The sequence below is a fragment of the Pseudomonas sp. LAMO17WK12:I10 genome, assembly GCF_900215185.1.
GTDB lineage: Bacteria > Pseudomonadota > Gammaproteobacteria > Pseudomonadales > Pseudomonadaceae > Aquipseudomonas > Aquipseudomonas chlororaphis.
The window spans coordinates 17,837-39,432 of sequence record NZ_OBDX01000042.1; the positions used below are offsets into that span (position 1 = coordinate 17,837).

General features: G+C 63.9%; 19 protein-coding genes and 1 tRNA gene. 12 read left to right on the forward strand and 8 right to left on the reverse strand.

All coding sequences use genetic code 11. From position 1 onward, the window contains the following. Positions 1–1,065 (forward strand): tyrosine-type recombinase/integrase, encoded by a 1,065-nt coding sequence (locus CRO75_RS29955; protein WP_097140136.1) that lies wholly within the window; start codon positions 1–3, stop codon positions 1,063–1,065. 32 nt (positions 1,066–1,097) lie between these two features. Here CRO75_RS29955 and CRO75_RS32755 read toward each other — a convergent pair whose 3' ends face one another. The 3 genes from CRO75_RS32755 to CRO75_RS29965 form a co-directional block, all read right to left on the reverse strand. Next, entirely contained in the window at positions 1,098–1,637 is a 540-nt protein-coding gene (locus tag CRO75_RS32755) for a hypothetical protein (protein WP_143504252.1), read from the reverse strand. Further along, positions 1,634–2,563 (reverse strand): hypothetical protein, encoded by a 930-nt coding sequence (locus CRO75_RS29960; protein ID WP_097140138.1) that lies wholly within the window; start codon positions 2,561–2,563, stop codon positions 1,634–1,636. The genes CRO75_RS32755 and CRO75_RS29960 overlap by 4 nt, the downstream gene beginning before the upstream one ends. A gap of 410 nt (positions 2,564–2,973) precedes the next feature. Next, positions 2,974–3,047, reverse strand: a tRNA-Cys gene (locus CRO75_RS29965). Between the two features lie 435 nt (positions 3,048–3,482). Here CRO75_RS29965 and CRO75_RS29970 point away from each other — a divergent pair. Further along, a complete protein-coding gene (locus CRO75_RS29970; RefSeq protein ID WP_097140140.1) occupies positions 3,483–4,457 on the forward strand; it encodes a quinone oxidoreductase in 975 nt (324 codons plus the stop codon). A 58-nt stretch (positions 4,458–4,515) separates the two neighbouring features. Further along, on the forward strand, positions 4,516–5,454 hold the full coding sequence (locus CRO75_RS29975; protein ID WP_097140141.1) for a LysR family transcriptional regulator: 939 nt from the start codon (positions 4,516–4,518) through the stop codon (positions 5,452–5,454). Positions 5,455–5,460: 6 nt separating this feature from the next. Here CRO75_RS29975 and CRO75_RS29980 read toward each other — a convergent pair whose 3' ends face one another. Further along, positions 5,461–6,354, reverse strand: a complete 894-nt coding sequence (locus CRO75_RS29980) for a LysR family transcriptional regulator (RefSeq protein ID WP_085530607.1) — start codon at positions 6,352–6,354, stop codon at positions 5,461–5,463. 85 nt (positions 6,355–6,439) lie between these two features. Here CRO75_RS29980 and CRO75_RS29985 point away from each other — a divergent pair, with 85 nt between their 5' ends. Continuing rightward, positions 6,440–7,216: an NAD(P)H-dependent oxidoreductase gene (locus CRO75_RS29985; protein WP_097140144.1), complete on the forward strand. Its 777-nt coding sequence runs from the start codon at positions 6,440–6,442 to the stop codon at positions 7,214–7,216. 119 nt (positions 7,217–7,335) lie between these two features. On the opposite strand, the gene CRO75_RS29990 is transcribed toward CRO75_RS29985, so the two are convergent. Continuing rightward, positions 7,336–7,896, reverse strand: coding sequence for a TetR/AcrR family transcriptional regulator (locus CRO75_RS29990; RefSeq protein ID WP_239990676.1), 561 nt, complete (start codon positions 7,894–7,896; stop codon positions 7,336–7,338). 276 nt (positions 7,897–8,172) lie between these two features. Between CRO75_RS29990 and CRO75_RS29995 the strand changes: the two genes are divergently transcribed. From CRO75_RS29995 to CRO75_RS30020, 6 genes are all read left to right on the forward strand, one after another. Next, positions 8,173–9,201: a hypothetical protein gene (locus CRO75_RS29995; RefSeq protein ID WP_085530601.1), complete on the forward strand. Its 1,029-nt coding sequence runs from the start codon at positions 8,173–8,175 to the stop codon at positions 9,199–9,201. A 28-nt stretch (positions 9,202–9,229) separates the two neighbouring features. Continuing rightward, positions 9,230–10,174, forward strand: a complete 945-nt coding sequence (locus CRO75_RS30000) for a DMT family transporter (RefSeq protein WP_097140147.1) — start codon at positions 9,230–9,232, stop codon at positions 10,172–10,174. Further along, a complete protein-coding gene (locus tag CRO75_RS30005) occupies positions 10,171–10,959 on the forward strand; it encodes a glutathione S-transferase family protein (RefSeq protein WP_097140149.1) in 789 nt (262 codons plus the stop codon). Before CRO75_RS30000 ends, CRO75_RS30005 begins: the two co-directional genes overlap by 4 nt. After that, positions 10,949–11,392: a thioesterase family protein gene (locus tag CRO75_RS30010; protein WP_007923604.1), complete on the forward strand. Its 444-nt coding sequence runs from the start codon at positions 10,949–10,951 to the stop codon at positions 11,390–11,392. Before CRO75_RS30005 ends, CRO75_RS30010 begins: the two co-directional genes overlap by 11 nt. 12 nt (positions 11,393–11,404) lie before the next feature. After that, on the forward strand, positions 11,405–12,691 hold the full coding sequence (locus tag CRO75_RS30015; RefSeq protein ID WP_097140151.1) for a cation:proton antiporter: 1,287 nt from the start codon (positions 11,405–11,407) through the stop codon (positions 12,689–12,691). A 151-nt stretch (positions 12,692–12,842) separates the two neighbouring features. Then, positions 12,843–13,655: an enoyl-CoA hydratase-related protein gene (locus CRO75_RS30020; RefSeq protein ID WP_097140153.1), complete on the forward strand. Its 813-nt coding sequence runs from the start codon at positions 12,843–12,845 to the stop codon at positions 13,653–13,655. 130 nt (positions 13,656–13,785) lie between these two features. On the opposite strand, the gene CRO75_RS30025 is transcribed toward CRO75_RS30020, so the two are convergent. Next, positions 13,786–15,387 carry a serine/threonine-protein kinase gene (locus CRO75_RS30025; RefSeq protein ID WP_097140154.1) on the reverse strand — a complete coding sequence of 534 codons (1,602 nt, stop codon included), beginning with the start codon at positions 15,385–15,387 and terminating at the stop codon, positions 13,786–13,788. Between the two features lie 373 nt (positions 15,388–15,760). Here CRO75_RS30025 and CRO75_RS30030 point away from each other — a divergent pair, with 373 nt between their 5' ends. After that, positions 15,761–16,522 carry an alpha/beta hydrolase gene (locus CRO75_RS30030; RefSeq protein ID WP_097140156.1) on the forward strand — a complete coding sequence of 254 codons (762 nt, stop codon included), beginning with the start codon at positions 15,761–15,763 and terminating at the stop codon, positions 16,520–16,522. Between the two features lie 87 nt (positions 16,523–16,609). On the opposite strand, the gene CRO75_RS30035 is transcribed toward CRO75_RS30030, so the two are convergent. Together CRO75_RS30035 and CRO75_RS30040 are read right to left on the reverse strand one after the other, a co-directional pair. After that, positions 16,610–19,753 carry a multidrug efflux RND transporter permease subunit gene (locus CRO75_RS30035; RefSeq protein ID WP_097140158.1) on the reverse strand — a complete coding sequence of 1,048 codons (3,144 nt, stop codon included), beginning with the start codon at positions 19,751–19,753 and terminating at the stop codon, positions 16,610–16,612. Positions 19,754–19,765: 12 nt separating this feature from the next. Continuing rightward, complete coding sequence (locus tag CRO75_RS30040; RefSeq protein ID WP_097140160.1) at positions 19,766–20,962, reverse strand: efflux RND transporter periplasmic adaptor subunit; 1,197 nt, start codon at positions 20,960–20,962, stop codon at positions 19,766–19,768. A gap of 96 nt (positions 20,963–21,058) precedes the next feature. On the opposite strand from CRO75_RS30040, the gene soxR reads away from it, so the two are divergent. Continuing rightward, positions 21,059–21,544 carry a redox-sensitive transcriptional activator SoxR gene (gene soxR / locus CRO75_RS30045; protein WP_097140163.1) on the forward strand — a complete coding sequence of 162 codons (486 nt, stop codon included), beginning with the start codon at positions 21,059–21,061 and terminating at the stop codon, positions 21,542–21,544. The last annotated feature ends 52 nt before the right edge of the window (positions 21,545–21,596 follow it).

Sequence of the window (21,596 nt, forward strand, 5' to 3'; positions counted from 1 at the left end):
ATGCGCAAGAAAACCACAGCCAACCGGGACCTGCCGCCACGTATGGTGCGGCGTATCAGAAAGGGTAAGAGCGGCCAGATCTGGACGTCTTACTACTACAACGGCAGGGATATTAACGGCAAACGAAAGGAGATCCCGCTGGGTACGGACCTCGATCAGGCTAAGGTGGAATGGGCCAGGCTGGAGCGTAAAGCGCCGCCAAAGCCCAACCACCTGATGAGCTACGTATTCGATCGATATGAAAGAGAAATCATCCCAGGCAAGTCGATCCGTACCCAGTCGGATAACCACAAGGAGCTCAAGCAACTCAGGAAAGCCTTTGAAAGTGCTCCTATCGAATCGATCACACCCCAGGTGGTCGCCCAGTACCGCGATGCCAGAACAGCCAAGGTCAGAGCCAATCGGGAAATCGCCCTGCTCTCTCACACATTCACCATTGCCCGAGAGTGGGGCCTGACCGATAAAGCCAATCCGTGCTTCGGCGTTCGTCGCAACAAGGAGAAGCCCAGGGACTACTATGCCGGCGAGACCGTATGGAATGCGGTCTACGCCGAGGCAGTGCAAGAGCTTAAGGACGCGATGGACTTAGCCTACTTGACCGGACAACGCCCCGCGGATGTGCTCAAGATCGCCGCCACCGACCTGAACAACGGTTTTTTGCTGATTGGTCAGGGTAAAACCGAAAAGAGGCTGCGTCTGCGGCTGGAAGAGGCAGGTGTCCAGTCTGGCTTAAGTGCGTTTATCGAGGATCTACAGGAACGCAGGGCCATTAACAGCATTAGGACATCAACGTTGATCACCAACGCATCAGGGCTGCGGATGAGCCAGCAAATGCTACGGAACCGATGGGACGATGCACGAGAGAAGGCCGCAATCAAAGCAGCGACTGATGGCGACCCGACACTGGCTGCTAGCATTCGGCAGTTTCAGTTCAAGGACATCCGGCCGAAAGCGGCAAGTGAGATTGAGTTAGCGCATGCAAGCCGGCTGCTGGGTCACTCAACCGAGGAGATGACCAAGAAAGTCTATCGACGAGTTGGTGAGATTGTTAAACCTACAAAATAGAAATCGCACAGCGCTGACCACATATGAAACAACTATATGGTCAGCATTGCATGCATTCTCTTCACTATCATTACAATTGTAAGAAGCAAATTTGCAGTAACAAAAATCACTAAAGGAGTAACAACATGCTTAGCATAACTAAACTGAAAAGCAGAATCCCCAATACCAAGATCGTATTTCATTCTATAAATAACCGAATGAACAAAGCATAGAGCAACGAGAACAATAGAACTCAATATTGAAAAGCAGATATTATAATAGAGCTGACCGAGCAATTTTCTTTTTGATTCATAAAGAGGGTCCTCTCCCTTTCTGGACTCTAACTTGCTCTCTTGATCGTAAACCAGGACTAAAACCGACAATAGTAAGGCAGTAAAAATTGCCCCAAAATTGACCAGCATCGACGAAACGTCCTTATTGAGATTGTATCCAGCCAACAAACCCAACCCGGCGACTAACACGGGAACTAAAAAAAAAGTAACATAGTCACCTATCGATCTTTTCCCTGCGGGATCAGATAGCGTTGCAATGTGACCCATCAGAATATCAGTTACATTTATCTTGCTACTCATACCTTTACCCCCATCTTAGGATAAAGCGAATCTGCGAGATCTTGTAGGACTCTTGTACACCACTTGTGCAGCGATTTCGACTCCGGGTTTCCAGCTACAAAATCTACGTCTTCTTCATCAATAGCGATCTCGCAAACCTGCTCATCTGCTGGCCTACCAATTGTGAATGTCCGTTTCTTACCGTCAAGTTCGAAAACAACTTTTACATGGGCACACATCGGCGAAAGATATTCAACAACTTTATATTCTTCGCTATTCGGATCAAGATAATCTTTGAATCTACCTAAGGAGGCGCGGCTTGGAGGCTTAATAACAAGCTGCTGTTCTTTGTGACCCAACCTCTTAATCTGATCTGTAATATCATTCATGCCTTCAAACTTTGTTAGCCTTAATTCTTTAGCATAAGCTTTCTCCCACGCAACAAATGCTTTCTTATACGCCAGTGGATTCATCTGCATATTTAATCTTGTTATCTTTAAAAACTCCACACGAAGCAAATCGTGCAGCAATGTTTTTATACCGCCCCCCTTAAAACTGTGAAGCAACGCAATACCTTCATTAAATCCAACGGGCACAAAAAACCTAACATAATGGCGTATTATTTCGGCGTTCTCTTGAGTTTTCTTATAGTCAACATTCCCTGTTTTAATATCTATAATATCATTTTTTACGCCATAGCTTCCGACCTCAAACCAACCAGCGACCTGACGTCGCTCAGGAAAAGTCTTCATCCCCTTGAATCGATAGACCTGTTTCGTTTCCTCAACGATGACAAACTTATCATCCAGTCTATTGACATAATCTTCTAAAACCTTAAACGCATCATACGCCCCAATCTTATCTAGCTTCGAGTACCGATCCTCGATATTTTTTTCATTGCTATTAGGGTCGTAAAAGCGGATCGAATAAGGTGCGATGGCATGCATAAAGCACTTCCCTGTGTATGTCAGCTAATTAGCCAAACCAAAATTTATTTTTCATCCCATGAAAAAGCGCAGCATTAGTTCTAAAATCGTAGCCACGACTTGCTCTACTGGGGCCCATCAACCACCCGTGCTCATGAACGGATAACATACTTTCCAGCCATGGAGCTTATGCTGGCATTGTGACCGCTGCAACATGAATCCCCTAATTTCAGAGGTACCTCAAGGCCGCTTAGACAGTCCAAGGTTCTGAGCCCGCAGGTTCATCAAGAGCGTTTCTCTACTAACCGTAACACCTCCATCAGCAGGAAAAAGGAGCACGTTGCGGAAGCGATGACAAAAATTGCGGAAGTGCCCCCCAAATCGCAGGCAATAAAAAACCCCGTAGACCTTGATCTACGGGGTTTTCAGTTTGGAGGCCGAGGTCGGAATCGAACCGGCGTAGGCGGATTTGCAATCCGCTGCATAACCATTTTGCTACTCGGCCAAACTTTCGATGCTTTGCAACCGCATCAAATGCATACAACTCGAAGCTGGAAACCTGAACTTGATCTAGCTTCCAACCCTTTGAATTCTAAGGGGTTTTTCGCATTCCTGAATCAGGAATGGACGCAATTCTGGACTTGTTCGCCGGGTATGTCAAGAACAGGAATAAAATAATTCAATGCGTTGCGCCTGCATGAGTCATCACTGGCGCACCCACCTTACCGGCCGAAAGAATCCACCCGCGCTATCAGGGCCCACGATAAGCGGCGAACGATGGTGCAACTGCCCTGGCCTGCGCACCGAAGCTCTCAATTAATTGCTGCACTCTATGCAGCAGTCAAATGCAAACAGACCAGATTGTTGAGCCTCTGGCACAGCCCTATCCTCGTTTCCTGCATCCCAGCTTCCTACCGCAAAGCTTCCAAGGAGATCGAGCATGGTCACACGTGTACAGCTTCACCAAGTCGGCGCCCCTCAGGTCCTGCAGTTCGAGCAGGTGCAAGCCCAGGCGCCCGGTGCCGGCGAGGTCTGGCTGGAGCAGACGGCCATCGGCGTCAATCCGCTGGACCTCAGCCAGCGCAGCGGCGCGGTGCCGGTTGCCCTGCCCTGCGGGCTCGGCCTGGAAGGCGCGGGGCTGGTCAAGGCGATTGGTCCCGGCGTCACCCAGGTCCAGGTAGGTGATCGCGTCGCCTATGCCACCGGGCCCCTCGGCGCGTATGCCAGCGCCCGCCTGTACCCGGCCGAGCGCCTGGTCAAGCTGCCGCCGGCGCTGGCCTCGGACGCCGCCGCGGCGCTGCTGTTCAAGGGCATCACCGCCCAGTACCTGCTCAAGACCACCTACCCCGTCGGCCCTGGCACCCGGGTGCTGATCTATGGCGCCGCCGGGGCCCTGGGCCAGTTGATGGTGCCCTGGGCCAAACACCTGGGGGCCACGGTCATCGGCGTCGTCTCCAAGGCGCAAAGCGTCGAGCGGGCCCGGGTCGCCGGTTGCGACGAGGTGCTGGTGTTCGATGCCGCGACCCTCGCCCAACAGGTCGTCGAGGTCACTCAAGGGCACAAGGTCGATGTGGTGTACGACCCGATCGGCCGGGTGTCCTTCGCAGCCTCCCTCGACAGCCTGCGTCCCCGTGGCTTGCTGGTGTCCTTCGGCGCGGCGTCGGGCGCTCCGGAGGCGGTGCAGGTCGGCACCCTCAACGCCAAGGGCTCGCTGTTCCTCACCCGCCCGTCCCTCGCCGCCCACAGCGCCAGCGCCAGCGAATACCAGGCGCGCGCCGCCGATGTGCTGGACGCCTTCGCCGCGGGTATCATCCAGCCCCGGATCTGGCAGCGTTACCCCTTGGCCGACGTGGCCCAGGCCCACGCCGACCTGCACGACGGACGCGCGCAAGGCGCCATTGTGCTGATACCTTGAGGCCGATCCTTTCCGTCCCTTCCGGCCATTTGGCCGCACAACGAGGCAGCCCAGGCACATGGATCCGTTCGACAGCCGACAGGCCGATGAACTCGCCACCTTGATGGCGCTCTTCGAGCACGGCTCTTTCGCCGCCGCCGGGCGGGTCTTGCAGCGCCACCCTTCGGTGCTGTCCAAGCGCCTGGCGGCGCTGGAAAATCGCCTGGGCATTCGCCTGGTGCAACGCACCACCCGGCAATTGCGCTTCACCGACGAAGGCGCGCGGTTAGTGGAGCGCTTGCGGCAGGCGGCGGGCCTGATCAGCGCAGCCGAACACGAAGCCTCCCAGGGCGCCGCGCAGATCCGCGGGCGCCTGCGCCTGGCCTTGCCTGCCGCCATGGGCCGGCGCTGGCTCAGCCCGATCCTCGCCGAGTTCGCCCTGGCCCATCCCGGGGTGACGCTGGAGACCGAGTATTCGGACCGCTTCGTCGACATCGTCGGCGAAGGTTTCGACGCGGCGATCCGCATCGGCGAACTGGCCGACAGCCAGCTGGTGGCGCGCAAACTCTGTGGGCACCGACGTATCCTCTGCGCGTCGCCCGACTACCTGCAACGCCATGGCGAACCGCGGCTGCCCGCCGATCTCGCCAGCCACAACTGCCTGGGCTTTACCGGCCTGCGTTCCTGGCCCGACTGGCGCCTGACCCGCCAGGGCCGGCTGGAAACCGTACGCGTCCACGGCACCTTGCAGAGCAACGACAACGAAGCCCTGCTGGCCGCGGCCCGGGCCGGCGTCGGCATTCTTGCCGGCGGCGACTGGCTGATGAACCAGGACCTCGCCTCGGGGCATCTGGTCCGGGTGCTGCCGCAGTGGCAGCTGGACAGCGACTCGGGGATCTTTCTGCTGCGCCCGTCGGCGCGCTTCAGCAGCGCCACCACCCAGGCCTTCAAGCAGTGGATCGAGGCACGCTTTGCCCAGGGCGCGCCCTGGGAAACGCCAGTCAGGGACGAGCCGTAGCAGCGTTCACAGCGAACTGACGATGAACTCCCGCAGCCACTGATGAGCCGGGTCGCGGTGGCAGCGCTCGTGCCAGAGCATGGCCAGGTCATAACCCGGGACTTCCAGCGGCGGCTCGACCACCTTCAGCGCCGGGTTGTCGCGCACCAGGCGCGACGGCAGCATCGCCACCAGGTCGGTGCTCGCCAGCGCCGAGAGCACAAACAGAAAATGCGGCACCGACAGCACCACCCGGCGCGTCAAGCCCACCTCGCCCAGCGCGCTGTCGGTGACACCCTGAAAACCGCCGCCATCGGGCGATACCACCACATGTTCCAGCTTGGCAAACTGCGCCAGGCTCGGGCGTCGTTGCAGGCGTGGATGGCCCGCGCGGCCCACCAGTACGTAACGCTCGCTGAACAGCACGCGGCGGCGCAGCCCCGGCGGCGAGTCCTCGCTGGTGTGCAGGGCCAGGTCGATGATGCCCTGCTCAGCCTGCTGGACCAGACGCCCCGGCTCCAGTTCGAGCACCGCCAGCCGGGTTCCGGGGGCCGCCGCGCGCAAGCCGGCCAGCGCCGGCAGGATCACCGTCGACTCGCCGTAGTCGGACGCCGATACGCTCCAGGTATTGGCCGCCGCGCCCGGGTCGAACGGGCTGGCCGGCGACACCGCCAGCTCCAATGCTTCCAGCGCCCGGCGCAACGGCTCGCGCAAGGCGTCGGCCCTGGCGGTGGGCCGCATGCCGCGCGGCCCCGGCAGCAGCAACGGGTCACCGAAGATCTCCCGCAGCTTGGCCAGGTGCACGCTGACCGAGGGTTGCGACAGGTTCAGGCGGTGCGCCGCGCGGGTCACGTTGTGCTCGGCGAGCAGCACATCCAGGGTCAGCAGCAGGTTGATGTCCAAGCGCCTTAAATTATTCACGACAATACCTGGGATATTGGATATTCATTTCCAATATACCTGGCAGCGGCCGATCCTGCTGTCTCCCGACATTGGAGACCCTGTGATGAATGTACTGCTGGTGTATGCCCACCCCGAACCCCGCTCCTTGAACGGCTCGCTCAAGGACTTCACGATCAAGCGCCTGGAGGCCGCCGGCCACGCGGTCCAGGTCTCGGACCTGTATGCGATGGACTGGAAAGCGCCGCTGGATGCCGACGACAGCCTGGGCCGGGCGCAGAACGCCCGCTTCGATCCATCCCTGGACTCCAAGCGCGCCTTCGAAGAAGGCCTGCAGTCGGCGGACATCGCCCGCGAGCAGGAAAAACTGCTCTGGGCCGACACCGTGCTGCTGCAATTTCCCCTGTGGTGGTTCTCCATGCCGGCGATTCTCAAGGGCTGGGTGGAGCGGGTCTACGCCTATGGTTTTGCCTATGGCGTGGGCGAGCATTCGGATGCGCGCTGGGGCGACCGCTACGGCGAAGGCACCCTGGCGGGCAAGCGGGCGATGCTGATCGTCAGCGCCGGCGGCTGGGAGTCGCACTACAGTCCGCGGGGCATCAACGGGCCGATGGACGACCTGCTGTTCCCGATCCACCACGGCATCCTCTATTACCCGGGCTTCGACGTGCTGCCGCCCTTCGTGATCTACCGCACCGGGCGCATCGACGAAGCGCGTTTCGCCACGATCTGCGACCAGCTCGGGCAGCGCCTCGACCACCTGGCGCAGACCGCGCCCATCGCCTTCCGCCCGCAGAACGCCGGCGCCTACCAGATCCCGGAACTCACCCTGCACCCGGACATTGCCGCGGACCGCCAGGGCTTTGCCGTCCACCTGCTGTAGCGCCGCTGCCCGGCTCGCTGCCAACCGCCACCCAGGACCTTGTCCCTGTGCCGCCAGAAATCTTGCAGATGCACGACGCAGCCCCTCTGGCGCGACAACCGGTAAAACAGCGCAGAGGCTCAGGCCCGCGCCTGGACGCTCGGCACCAGCATGCGCACCAGGGAGTCGGCCGTGCTGCGCAAACGCTGCGGCTCCTGGTAGATGCGTTCCATCACCGCCAGCCCGCGGGTGAAGGTGACCATGACCTGCGCCGCTTCTGCCGGCGCCAGGACCAGGTCGCCCCGGATCCGCTCGGCCGACAGCGCGCTGCTGATGGTCAGTTGCAGGGCGTCCAGCAGCTCGCGCAAGCGCTGCTGGATGCGCGGGCCGATCGCATCGGCTTCGGCGGCCGTCTTGGTGGTCAGGCAGCCTTTGGCCGGCGTGCCGCTGGTCATGTTGCTGATCGCCACTTCGAAAAACCGCCGCAGCGCGGTCTCGGCATCCGCGGCCTCGAGGGCCTTGGCGGCGTTGCCCAGAAAGCGCGTGGCGTAGGCTTCGAATGCCAGCAGGAACAACGCTTCCTTACCGCCGTAGGCATGGTACAGCGAGCCGCGCTGGACCTCGGCCGCCTCGGCCAGGTCGGCCATGGAGGTGGACTGCCAGCCCTTGCGCCAGAACACTTCAAGGACCGCCGACAACACTTTTTCTTCGTCAAACTGCCTGACACCCGCCATAAAAATCACTGCTCACATAATTGTTGACAACGTTGTCAAAGATACCAACACTGCGATCCTTGACAGCCCTGTCAATCATAGCCGATAGGCGCTGTGCGGTAAGCATGCTTGATGTACTGGTCCACGACTTTCGTTCCGCGCCACGGAAGGAAGTCGGCTTCACCTGCGCAGTCACGCCCGGTAACAGCGGTCGTGGGTGCGAGCGGTTTTCTCTTTTTACGTCAGGAAAAAGGAGTCTTCGAAATGGTTTCGAACAGTCGTATCCAGTATGGCTACATCAATGTCATCGAGCCCGCCGAGCACAAGGGCGAGCTCACCCGCGACAAGGTCGAGCGCTTCACCGAGGGGTTCAGCAAACCGGCCCTGCTGCGCAAACTCGCGCCCATCGGCGAGGAGTTCGCGCAACGGGCATTCTTCGATCAGGTCGGCTCGGGGAAAAACCTGCAATGGCGGGTCAAGTCCGGCGACCAGCCGGTGTCGATGCGCGACGAGAACGGCGCCTCGGACTACAACTACGTCACCGGTCGCGTCGGCACCGGGCAGGAATTCCTCGACGACATCTTCACCCACAACCTCGACGTCTACTCGCACCTGGGCACCATTTCCTCGAGCTACAACGACCCCTACGAGTGGGGCAAGGACGCCTTCAACCTGGTCAAGCAGCACGTCTTCAGCAAACCCTGGTTCAACATCGACGCCTGGAAAGTCACCGGCCACATGTTCCTCGGCTACAGCACCCAGGAATACGGCGAGCCGGCCCGCGGCGCGGTGGGCAGCGACTGGCACATTTTCCCGACCCTGAATATTTTCGTGATGATCGCCGGCACCAAGAAATGGAGCACCCGCCCACCGCAGCTGGGCGACCAGTTCCGCGACTACGACCTGATGTTCGAAACCAGCAGCGGCCGCGAGGCGCCAGGCGGCGACTACGAGGCCGACACCGTCTACGTCGAACCGGGCGACGTGCTGATCAACCCGCCCTTCGAATGGCACAAGGTGCTCAATGCCCGTGGCCTGAGCATCGGCGCGGCGTTCCGGGTGATCGACATCGACTACCTGGACAAGCTGGAGAACCGCCGCAACCTGGACCTCTCCAAGGTCGCCCATGACAATGGCCACTTCGCCGAGACCGAGGAGCTGGCGCACTTCCTCACCAGCGTCAACTACGCCTCGCGCCACATCAACCGGGCGCAGATGCTGCTCAACGACATCGAGTACGCCTACCTGCGCAAGCGCGGCAACGCCGGCTCGGTGAAGATCGGCCACCGCTAGCCCCGGGCATCGCAGCGAGGACCCGCTCATGACGCTCACCGTCAGTCCCGAACAGCGCTGGGCCGGCATTCTGTGCGGCCTCGCCGCGGCCTTGATCTGGGGCGCGTTCCCGGTGGTCACCCGGCTGGGGCTGACGCGCACGCCGCTGGATGCCTACGACATCACCTGCATCCGCTACAGCGTCTCGGGGCTAATCCTGCTGCCCTACCTGCTCCGCCATGGCCGCCGGGGCCTGAGCTGGACGAGCATCGGCCTGATGGTCGTCGGCATCGGCGCGCCGTACATGCTGGTGGTGGCCCAGGGGCTGGCCCTGGCCCCGGTGGAGCTGTTCGCGGTGGTGACTCCCGGCAGCATGATCCTGTTGTCGATCCTGATCAGCGCGCGGCTGTTCGGCACCCGCCTGGGCGCCCGGGCGAACGCCGGCACCGCGCTGATCATTGGCGGCGTGCTGCTGGCCGGCTGGCACAGTTTCGCCGGGGCCCAGGCCTCGCCCTACGCCTACCTGATGTTCCTGCTCGGCGGCCTGCTGTGGGCGATCTACACCCTGGTGTCGAAATGGTCCGGCAGCGCCGCGCTGCACGCCACGGCGATCGTCTCGGTGTGCTCGATGGTCCTGTACCTGCCGGTCTACCTGGGCAGCCGCGGGCTACGGATCCTCCAGGCGCCGCTCTGGGATATCGGCATCCAGGTGGTCTACCAGGGCCTGCTGGTGTCGACGGTGGCGTTGTTCTTCTACAGCCGCTCGGTCCAGTTGCTCGGTGCTGCGCTCGGTTCCACCTTCGCCGCGCTGGTGCCGGGCACGGCCATGGTGCTGGCCGCCCTGCTGCTCGGCGAGCGCGCGGACAGCACCGCCATCGCCGGCTTGCTGGTGGTGACCGCCGGCATGCTCCTGACCCTGCTGCCGCAACGCCCGCGCCCGCTGCCGGGCGCCATCGGCCAGCCGACACCCCGGCCACCAGGACCCACGCCATGAACGACCTGCATGAGCGGACAGCGGCCACTGTCCACAACCAAGGAAAATCAAGCATGAGCAGCCCCCCCCTGACCCTCTACGAACTGGCCGGCGCAGACCCGGACCTGCGCTTCAGCCCGCACTGCTGGAAGACCCGCATGGCCCTGGCCCACAAGGGGCTGCAAAGCCAGCGCATCGCCTGGCGTTTCAGCGACAAGGCGCGTATCGCCTTCTCCCGACAAGGCGCGGTTCCGGTGCTGGTGGATGGCGACCAGAGCATCAGCGACTCTTGGCGCATCGCCCTGCACCTGGAGCAGCGTTACCCCGAGCGCCCGTCCCTGTTCGGCGGCCGCGAGGCCATCGCGCTGTCGGCTTTCGTCAACCGCTGGGCCGACAGCATGCTGCTGCCCGCCGTGGCCCGAGTGATCCTGCTGGATGTCTACGCGCAACTGGCCGCCGAGGACCGGGCCTATTTCCGCAGCTCCCGCGAAGCGCACTTCGGCACCTCGCTGGAACAGCTGGTGGCCCCCCAGGCCCAGCATCTGGAACAGCTGCGCCAGGTCCTGACCCCGCTTCGCCAGACCCTCAAGGGCCAGCCCTTCCTGGCCGGCGAGGCCCCGGCCTACGCCGACTATTGTGTGTTCGGCATGTTCATGTGGGCGCGCTGCACCAGCGGCGAAGAACTGCTGGCCCCCAACGACGCCCTGCATGCCTGGCGCGAACGCCTGCTGGACGCCTTTGGCGGGCTGGCGCGCGCGGCCACCCTGGCCACCCCCCTCGAGACTGGAGCACGCCATGTCCAATGATCCCGCCCTGCACGACTTCGCCGTCCGTTCCTCGGACAAGATCCGCTACGCCGATACCGACCGCCAGGGCCATGTGAACAACGCGGTATTCGCCACCTTCCTCGAAACCGGGCGGGTGGAGATCATCTACGACCCCCACGCGCCCCTCGCCGAGCCCGGCAGCGAATTTGTCATCGCGCGCCTGGAGCTCGACCTGCGCGCCGAACTGCGCTGGCCCGGCACGGTGCAGATCGGCACCCGGGTCGCGACCCTCGGCAAAAGCTCGATGACCCTGGAACAGGCGCTGTTCCAGGACGGGCGCTGCGCGGCCCTGGCCAGCACCGTGATCGTGCAGATCGATGCCCAGAGCCGGCGCTCGAAACCTTTTGGCGAAACGGCGCGGCGCCGCTTGGGCGCCCTGACCACGGCCGCGGAGTCGTTCGCGGAAAAATAGGTGGAGGACGCCATGTCGACGCTACAGCAACTGTTCTCGGCCCTGCCGTTTTTCCAGCTGGCGGTAATTATCGTCGCCAGCCAGCTGTGCGGCGCGCTGCTGGCCCGCTGGGGGCAGTCGCGGGTGATCGGCGAAATCTGCGTGGGCATCCTGCTCGGTCCCTGCCTGCTGCTGGCCCTCGGCGCGCAGTGGCATGCCGCGGTCTTTCCGGCGGCCATCCGCCTGGGCATCGAGACCCTGGGCAATATCGGCCTGGTCCTGCTGATGTTCCAGATCGGCCTGCGCTTCGACAGCAACCACCTGGGCAGCCACAAGATCGGCTTCAGCGCCCTCTCGGTGGCCGGTGGCGGGGTGATCCTGGCCTTCGCCCTCGGGGCCATGGTCGGGCTGCTCTCCCACAGCGCCCTGGCGCCCGCCCAACCCCGGCTCGGCTATGTGCTGTTCTGCGGCATCGCGCTGTCGATCACTGCCCTGCCGGTGCTGGTGCGAATCATCAGCGACCTGGGGCTGGAGCACTCGCTGGCCGGGACCGTGGGCATCGCGGCCGCCGCCATCACCGACATCATTGGCTGGGTGCTGCTGACGGTCATCGTCGCCCTGTCCAGCAGCGACAGTTCGCTGTTCGGGGTGCTCCGCCAGCTGAGCTTCATCGTCCTGTTCCTCGCCCTCGCCCGCTGGGGTTTGCGCCCGCTCCTGCACACCTTGTTTACGCGGCTGCCCGCGACCCGCAGCGCGGCCCCCGCCGCCGATATGAGCATGGCGCTGATGCTGGCGACCGCCCTGCTGTGTGGCTGGATCACCACCCTGATCGGCCTGCACAGCGCCCTGGGCGGGCTGATCGCCGGCTGGCTGCTGCGCGAGCGGCGCCAGCACTGGCACCGCCACATGGAAGGCTTCGTCAACATCGGGCTGGTGCCCTTCTACTTCGCCGCCACCGGGCTGAAGATGGACCTCGGCGCCCTGGCGCCGCTCGACAGCTGGCTGTGGCTGCTGGCCTTCTTCGTCGCCGCGGTGCTGGGAAAAACCGCCGGCTGCTACCTCGCCGGACGCCTGGCCGGCCTCTCCGTGGAGGTCTCGCGCAGCGTCGCGATATTGATGAACACCCGTGGCCTGATCGAGATCATCGTGCTCTCCGTGGGCCTGGACATGGGGCTGATCTCCCAGAGCGCGTTCTTCCTGCTGTTGATGGTGGCCATCGCCACCACCCTGATGACCACCCCGCTGCTCCGGCGCCTGGCCAGGATCGAGGCCCTTCCATCCGCCCTGGCGAAAGGCGAGCTGCAGACTTCCGATCGGTAAGCATCGGCCGACCGGGTATCCCGCATAAAAATCAGGCACGGCACGGAGCCGGGAAACCCGCCGGCTACACTCGCAGCTTGTGCCTTGCCTGCGCCCGCAAGCCTGGCCGGGTACTGGATATCCCTCGCCAACCACAGGAGGTGCGGCGGCCATGGCCTTTAGCGAAATCGACTACGAAACCCAGGGACCGATCAGGATCATCCGTTTCAACCGGCCGCAGAAACGCAATTGCATCGGCCCCACCACCCACCTGGAACTGATCGAGGCCTGGAGCCGTTTTCGCGACGATCCGCACGCCCTCGTGGCCATCATCACCGGCGCCGGCGACCAGGCTTTCTGTGCCGGCGGCGACCTCAAGGCGGCGCTCGATCTGGTGCCCACCACCGCGGACGAGATCGCCGCGCACAATCGCGGCGAGCGCCCCGGGATCATCGGCCCGAGCCGCTGGACGGATATCTACAAACCGGTGATCGCCGCGGTGAACGGCGTAGCCTACGCCGGCGGCCTGGAGTGGGCCTGCTTCGCCGATATGCGCATCGCCGAGGAACACGCCACCTTCGGCGTGACCTGCCGCCGCTGGAACATCGGCCTGGGCGATGGCGGCACCCAGCGCCTGCCACGCATCGTCGGCATGGGCCGGGCGCTGGAATTGATCCTCACCGGCAAGGTGATCTGCGCCAGCGAGGCGCTGGCTATCGGCCTGGTCAACGAGGTCGTCGCCAAGGGCCGCTCGCTGGAGCGGGCGCTGGAACTGGCGCGCCTGCTCTGCACCCTGCCCCAGCCCGCCATGCGCTCGGACAAGGAAGCCGTCATCCGCGGCTACGGCCAGCCCCTGGCCGAGGGCCTGCGCATCGAAGCCGAGTGTTTCAACCGCTCCATCCATGAGCCGGAAACCCAGGAAGGACTGCGCCGCTTCCGCGAACGCGACCACCCGGACCTGCGCGACGACGCCAGTCAGCGGTGAAAGGCCTGCGTATCCATGATCGGTAGGCCTCCTGGGTGGATGCCTACCTTTCAGACCAGTTCTTGCAACAGGCTATTGGGACATAGCCTTCTTTTATGTCTCGGCCTCGGCTCCGCGTGCCCTGGTCACCTCAAAAGAGCCTGTTCCACAGGCGCTTGAGCGCATTCGGCTGTTCCGCCCGCTCGCCGGTCGATTGAGGTGCCGAGGGCGGCGGTGAAGGCCGCGCAGCGGACGGGCGCAGCGCTTGGCCACTGCGTTTGCGCTGCTCATGCCGGTCCCGGAGTGCGAGTAGTTCGGGGCTGTCCGGACGGGCTTCCAGACCATGCTTGATATAGGCCCGCGCCAGGTCGCGATCGCCCTTGGCATACGCGCTTTCGCTCATCTCGGCGTAGAGCAGTGCCACCTGGTTCAACCCGGCTAGCGCCTGGGCGTTCCCCGGCTCCAGGCCGAGTATCTGCCGGTAATAGAACACCGCGCTGTCATCCTCGGGCTCCAGCAGGTGTTCTTCGGCGATGCGCTGCTCGGCCAGTTGCCGGTAGCCGGCGATCCGTGCCGCGGCTACCCGTTGCAGTCCTTGCCGGGCCTGCGCGCTGGCTTCGTCGAGCTGCAAGGCCTGGTTGAAGAAATACTCGGCATTGTCCTGCGCCGGCTCGACCAGCTGGCCCGCCGCCAGGCGCTGTTCGCCACGCGCCAGCAGCTCGGCGATCTCGAACCGCTGCTGCAGGTACAGGCCGGTGCCGCTGGCAGCGCCGAGCAGCAGCAGGCTGCCGAGTGCCCACAGCGCCAGGCGCCTGTTCGGGCTGCGCCGGCGGGCGGGCTCGGGCTCGGCCTGGGCCTGGGCCTGGGGCGGCGCAGGATCGACCAGGGCCGGCGCGAAGCGGGTAGATTCCAGCGCCACCTCGCTGGGCTCGTCCGGTTCGTCCGGTTGCTCTGGCTGGTCCAGCTCATCGAGTGCCTGCAGCAGCGCCCGGCAGTCGGCGAAGCGCTGGTTGGGGTCCTTCGCCAGCATCCGCTCGAACACCGCCTTGTACGGGCTGATGTGCGCCGGCAAGCTCGGCGGCGGCATCTGCACGTGGTTCATCACGGTCTGGGTATAGCTGGCGCCGCGGAACGGATTGGTGCCGATGAGCATCTCCAGGAAGATCACGCCCAGGCTGTAGATGTCGGTGCGGATATCCAGCGGCTGGCACTGCGTCTGTTCCGGGCTGCTGTAGGCCGGGCTGCCGACCGCGATGCCGAGCCCGGTGAGCTCGCTGTCCATCTCCAGCGCCTTGGCGATGCCAAAATCGGTGATCACCACCGTGCCGTCGCTGCGGAAGAGGATGTTCGCCGGCTTGATATCGCGGTGGATCAGGCCCTGCTCATGCACCACGGCGAGGCCGGTGGCGATCTGCCGGACGATATCCAGGGCGCGCCTCGACTCGAACACCTCGCCCTTGTGCTGGGCCAGGTCGCCGCCGCCGACAAACTCCATGGCCAGGTAGTAGCGGCCATCGGCCAGTCTGTTGATGTCGTGGATGGTGATGATCGAGGGGTGGTGCAACGAGGCGACGATATGCCCCTCGCGGATGAAGCGCTTGCTGAACGCCTCGTCATTGGCGTTGAGCAGTACCTTCACCGCCACCTTGCGGTGCAGCGACTCCTGGGTTGCCAGGTAGACTTCGGCCATCCCGCCTTGGCCAAGCCGGCTATGCACGCTGTAGCCGGGTATCTCGGGTAATCGTTCGTCCATGAAAGAATCCGTGCGCAGCCGCTGATTGAGGTATCACCGATACTGTCGGGCCGGATGTCACCCGTCGGATCAGGTCTCTATGAATTAAGAGCGGGGAACTTTTCCGATAGTTCCTGGCTCGCCGTCTGCTGCCGTCCTGGCGTTTCGCGCTGCGCCTGGCTGGGCAGAACCCCGGCCTGTCGGGCCGAATGTCACCCGTCGGGGCTCTAATTGATAAGAGCGGGGAACTTTTCCGATAGTTCCCGGCTCGCCGTCTGCCGTCGTCCTGGCGTTTCGCGCTGCGCAATGCCGACATATGAGCCTATCCTGGGCGCTGCAAGCGCCCGCCGGCGGTCGTTCAGCAGCGCTTCGTAGCCCAACGGAGGTGAGCCACATGTCACGAATGGTTTCGCTCCTGGCATTGCTCGGCGCCTTGTACCTGGCGCTCTGCGTCGTGGCGTGGGGGTTTCAGCGTTCGCTCATCTACTTCCCCCAGCCCCGCGCCATCGCCAGCCCCGCCACGCTGCTCAGGCTGCCGGTCGCCGACGCCGAGGTACTGGTTTCCGTGAGGCCCCACGACGGCCCGAAGGCGTTGCTCTACTTCGGCGGCAACGCCGAGGACGTGTCCCGCAACCTGCCGGAGTTTACCCGGGCCTTTCCCGAGCATGCACTCTACCTGCTGCACTACCGAGGCTATGGCGGCAGTTCCGGATCGCCCTCCGAGGCGGCCATCGCGGGCGATGCCATGGCCCTGTTCGACAAGGTGCAGGCCACCCACCCGAGTATCGCGGTGGTCGGGCGCAGCCTCGGCGCGGCTGTCGCCGTGCGCCTGGCCAGCCAGCGTCCGGCATCGCGCCTGGTACTGATCACGCCGTTCCACAGCCTGCAGGAGTTCGCCGCCAGCCGGTTTCCCTATCTTCCGGTGAGGTGGCTGCTGCGGGACAAGTTCGAATCCTGGAAATACGCACCGCGCATCGCCGTGCCGACTTTGCTGATCGCCGCCGAACACGACGAAGTCATCCCGCGTTCGAGCACCGAGACGCTCTATGCGCATTTCGCCCCCGGCGTGGCCAGGCTCGAGGTCATCCCGGGCGTGGGGCACAATTCGATAGGCGCGAGCCCGCGGTTCCTGGAACTGCTCCGCAGCGGGCTGTGAGCGCGCCGGCCTTCCGGCTAGCTGCGAGGGGGCGGGGCGTGTGGGATACAGGCCCGGGGCGCCCGCCTCGGCACCCCGGGCTGCCTGCTACGCCGTGACCGCCGGCGCGTAGCGCACCGCCAGCTTGCGCAAGGCGACGTAGAACACTGGGGTCAGGAACAGCCCGAACAGGGTCACCCCGAGCATGCCGGAGAACACCGCGACCCCGGTGGCGCGGCGAATCTCGCTGCCCGCGCCGCTGCCGATCAGCAACGGCACGGAGCCGGCGATAAAGGCTACCGAGGTCATGACGATCGGCCGCAGGCGCAGGCGGCACGCCTCCAGCGCCGCCTCGATGATGCCCTTGCCCTGGAGCTCCAGCTCCCGGGCGAACTCGACGATCAGGATCGCGTTCTTGCAGGCCAGGCCCATCAGCACCACCAGCCCTACCTGGACGAAGACGTTGTTGTCGCCGCCGCTGAGCCACACCCCCGACAAGGCCGCGAGCATGCACACCGGCACGATCAGGATCACCGCCAGGGGCAGCGTCCAGCTCTCGTACAGGGCGGCGAGGACCAGGAACACCAGCATCACCGCCAGCGGGAACACCACCGCCGCGGCATGGCTCTGCGTGACCTGCTGGTAGCTCAGGTCGGTCCATTCCAGGGTGATGCCGCGGGGCAATACCCGGGCGGCGATCTCTTCCAGCTTGGCGATCACCTGGCCCGACGACAGCTGCTTGGGATCGGAGTCGCCGATCAGGTCGGCCGCCGGGTAGCCGTTGTAGCGCACCACCGGGTCGGGGCCATAGCTGGGCGTCACGGTGATCATCGCGCCGAGCGGCACCATCTCGCCCCGGTCGTTGCGCACCCGCAGGTTGCCGATGTCCTCGGCGGTCTGCCGGTAGGAGCTGTCGGCCTGGGCCATGACCCGGTAGACCCGGCCGAACAGGTTGAAGTCATTGACGTAGACCGAGCCCAGGTAGGTCTGCAAGGTATTGAACACATCGCTCAACGACACCCCTTGCGCCTTGACCTTGACCCGGTCCACCTGCACCTCCAGCTGCGGGATGTTGGCCTGGTAGGAGCTGACCGGGTAGGTCATGCCCGGGGTCTGCGCCACCGCGGCCTGGAAGGCGCTCAAGGCATTCTGCAGGGCGCCGTAACCCAGGCCGGCGCGGTCCTCGAGGTACAGCGAATACCCCGAACCGTTGCCCAGCCCCTGGATCGGCGGCGGCAACAGCGCATAGGCAAAACCTTCGTGGACCTGGGACAGCTTGGCGTTGAGTTCGGCATTGATCTGCGCCGCGCCGCGCTCGCGCTGGTCGAACGGCTTGAGGATCACGTAGGCGGCCATGACATTCGGCGTGTTGACCGATTGCAAGGCATTCAGGCCGCTGAAGGCCGGCACGGTCTCCACGCCCTCCACCGAGAGTGCCGTCTCGATCAGCTCGCTGGTCACCGCATCGGTGCGGGCCAGGGACGCGCCTTCCGGCAGCTTGGCGCCGGCGAACAGGTAGAGTTTGTCCTGGGTCGGGATAAAACCGCCCGGCACCAGGTTGAACATCCAGGCCGTACCGACCAGCAGCAAGGCGTAGAGCAAGAACACCGAGCCGCGCCGCCCCAGGGAGTAGGACACCAGGCCGTGATAACCCTCGGAGCGGCGTTTGAACATCCGATTGAAGGCGCGGAAAAAGCCCCCGAAAACCTTCTGGATGCCCCGCTCCAGCCAATCCTGCGGCGCGCCGTGGGGCCTGAACAGCTTGGCCGCCAGGGCCGGCGACAGGGTCAGGGAGTTGATCGCCGAGATCACCGTGGAAATCGCGATGGTCACCGCGAACTGCTTGTAGAACTGGCCGGTGACGCCGGAGAGAAAGGCCATGGGAATGAACACCGCGCACAGCACCAGGGCGATGGCGATGATCGGCCCGGACACCTCCTTCATCGCCCGGTGCGCCGCCTCCCGCGGGTCGTAGCCCTTTTCGATGAAGCGCTCGACGTTTTCCACCACCACAATCGCATCGTCGACCACGATGCCGATGGCCAGCACCAGGCCGAACAGGGTCAGGGTGTTGATCGAATACCCCAGTAAATACAGCCAGGCGAAGGTGCCGATCACCGACACCGGCACCGCGATCAGCGGGATGATCGAGGCGCGCCAGGTCTGCAGGAACAGGATCACCACCAGCACCACCAGCACCACGGCTTCCATCAGGGTGTGCTGCACCGCGCTGATGGACTCCCGGACGAACACCGTCGGGTCCCACACTGCCTTGTAGGCCACGCCTTCGGGGAAATGCCGGGACAGTTCGTCGAGCTTGCCGTAGACCGCCTCGGCGACCTGCAAGGCGTTGGCCCCCGGCGAGAGGAAAATCCCCACCGTCGCCTGGTTGCGGTCATCCAGGCGCGCGCGCAGGGTGTAGTCGCCCGCGCCAAGCTCGACCCGGGCCACGTCCGACAGCTTCACCAATTGCCCGTCCGCCCCGCTCTTGAGGACGATATCGGCAAACTCCTGTTCGCTGCGCAAGCGCCCGCGCACGCTGATCGACACCAGGAAATCGGCGCCCTGGGGCGAAGGCTCGGCGCCCAGCTGGCCGGCCGAGACCTGCACGTTCTGCTCGCGGATGGCATTCACCACGTCGGCCGCGGTCAGTCCCCGGGCGGACAGGCTGTTGGGGTCCATCCAGATGCGCATCGCGTAGTCGCCCGAACCGTAGACCCCGACATCGCCGATCCCGGACAGCCGCGACAGCTCGTCCTTGACGTGCAGGGTCAGGTAATTGCGCAGGTACAGCGAGTCGTAGCTGTTGTCCGGGGACAGCAGGCTGACGTACATCAGCGGCGTCGGCGATTGCTTCTGGGTGGTCACGCCATACTGCCGCACCTCTTCCGGCAGCCGCGACAGCGCCTGGCTCACGCGGTTCTGCACGCGCACCGCGGCGGTGTCCGGATCGACGCCGGGGACGAACGTGATGCTCAGCGCCAGGCTGCCGTTGGAGCCGGTGACCGACTTCATGTACATGATCCCTTCGACGCCGTTGATCGCCTCTTCCAGGGGCACGGCGACCGATTCGGCGATCTCCTTGGGGTTCGCCCCCGGGTAGGTGGCGCGCACCACCACGCTGGTCGGCACCACCTCGGGGTATTCCCCCGACGGCAGCACCGGGATGGCGATCAGGCCGAGAGCGAAAATGATGATCGACAGGACGATGGCGAAGATCGGTCGGTCGATGAAAAACTTGGAAAAATCCATGGCCGCTCTTCCTTATTTCACCAAGGGCATCTGGGGCGTGGCGGCCGCGGCCTGCTGCGGCGGCGCGGCGATGTCCCTGGGCTCCACCGCCATGCCCGGGTAGAAGATCTTCTGCGCCCCGTTCAGCACCACCCGGTCGCCGACCGCCAGCCCGGCGCTGATCACCCGCAGGCCATCGAGCTGGCGGCCCAGGGTCACGTCCTTGCGCAGGGCCTGGTTTTGCGGGCCGATGACGTATACGTATTTGCGGTCCTGGTCGGTTTGCACCGCGCGATCGTCGATCAGCACCGCACGGGTCTCGCTGCCGCCTTCAAGACGCACCCGGGCGAACAGGCCCGCGGTCAGCCGGCGCTCGGGGTTGGGCAGCACCGCGCGCACGCGGATGGTGCCGGTGGCCGGGTCGACCTGGTTATCCAGGAAGTCCACGGTACCGGTCAGGGGGAAGGTCCCGACATCGTTGGCCAGGCCGACCCGCACGGTATTGCTCACCCCCGGGCGCTGGCCCTTGCCCAGCAGTTCGGTGTAGCGCAGCAGGCTCTGCTCGTCAGCGTCGAAATAGACGTACATCGGGTCCTGGGAAACGATGCTGGTCAATATGCTCTGGTCGGCCTGGGCCAGGTTGCCGAGGGTCAGCATGGCCCGGCCGACACGCCCGGAAAACGGCGCGCGGACCTGGGTGAAATCGAGGTTGAGCTGGGCCGTGGCCACTTCGGCGACGGCCGCGTTCACGTCCGCCACGCCCTGGGCCAGGGAGGCGCTGCGAATGTCGCCCTCCTCCCGTGACAGCGCCGACTGCTTGACCAGGGCCTGGCCGCGGCGGTCCTGCTCGCTGGCGAGGCGCACCGTGGCGCGGGCCCGGGCCAGCCGGGCCTGGGCGCTGGCCAGCGCCTCGCGGTAAGGACGCGGATCGATGACGAACAGGGTCTGGCCCTTTTCCACCTCGTCGCCCTCGCGGAACGCCACCCGGTCGACATAACCGCTGACCCGTGGCCGCAGGTCGACGGCGTCGATCGCGCTGATGCGGCCATTGAACAGGTCCCACTCACGCACCGCCTGCACGCTCACGGTCGTCACCTCGACCACCGGCGCCGCGGCGGCGACCGGCTCGGTCTTCTCGTTACAACCGCCCAGCGCCAACAGGAGGCACAGCGCTCCGAGTCGATGGGTTGAAGAACAGCCTCGACCGACTACTCGGCGAATTCGATTCATGAACGTGGACTCCCGCTGCACCAGAGGTGTTGATTTATAGGCAGATGGAATATAAAAGTTAAAGCTAACTTTAAGTAAAGCCCCTTCGGAGGCCCCATGAAAAAGCCCAGCGAACCGCTGCTGACCATCACCGAAGTCGCCCGGCGCAGTGGCGTCATGGCCTCGGCCCTGCGTTTCTACGAGACCCGCGGGTTACTCCACTCGATCCGCGTGGGCAACGGCCACCGCCGCTACCCACGCTCGATCCTCAGGCGGGTCGCCTATATCGTGTTCGCCCAGCGCATCGGTTTCTCGCTGGATGAAATCATCCAGCAACTGACTGGCCTGCCCATCAACACCGCACCGGCGGGCGCGGACTGGCGACGCCTGACCGCCACCTGGAAAACCCGGGTGCAGCAACGCATCGCCGAACTCGAACGGCTGAACATGAGCCTGGAGGAATGCATAGGTTGCGGCTGCATGTCGATGGAACACTGCCAGCTCAACAACCCCGAGGACATCTACTCGCGCAACGGCTGCGGCGCCCGGCGCTGGCTGGGGGACCAGAAAATCGTTATCGCCCCTGGGCAGGAGGCGGATTGATCCGGACTGCGACCTCCTGGTCCGATGCCGGGATATCTCAGGCCAGCACGTC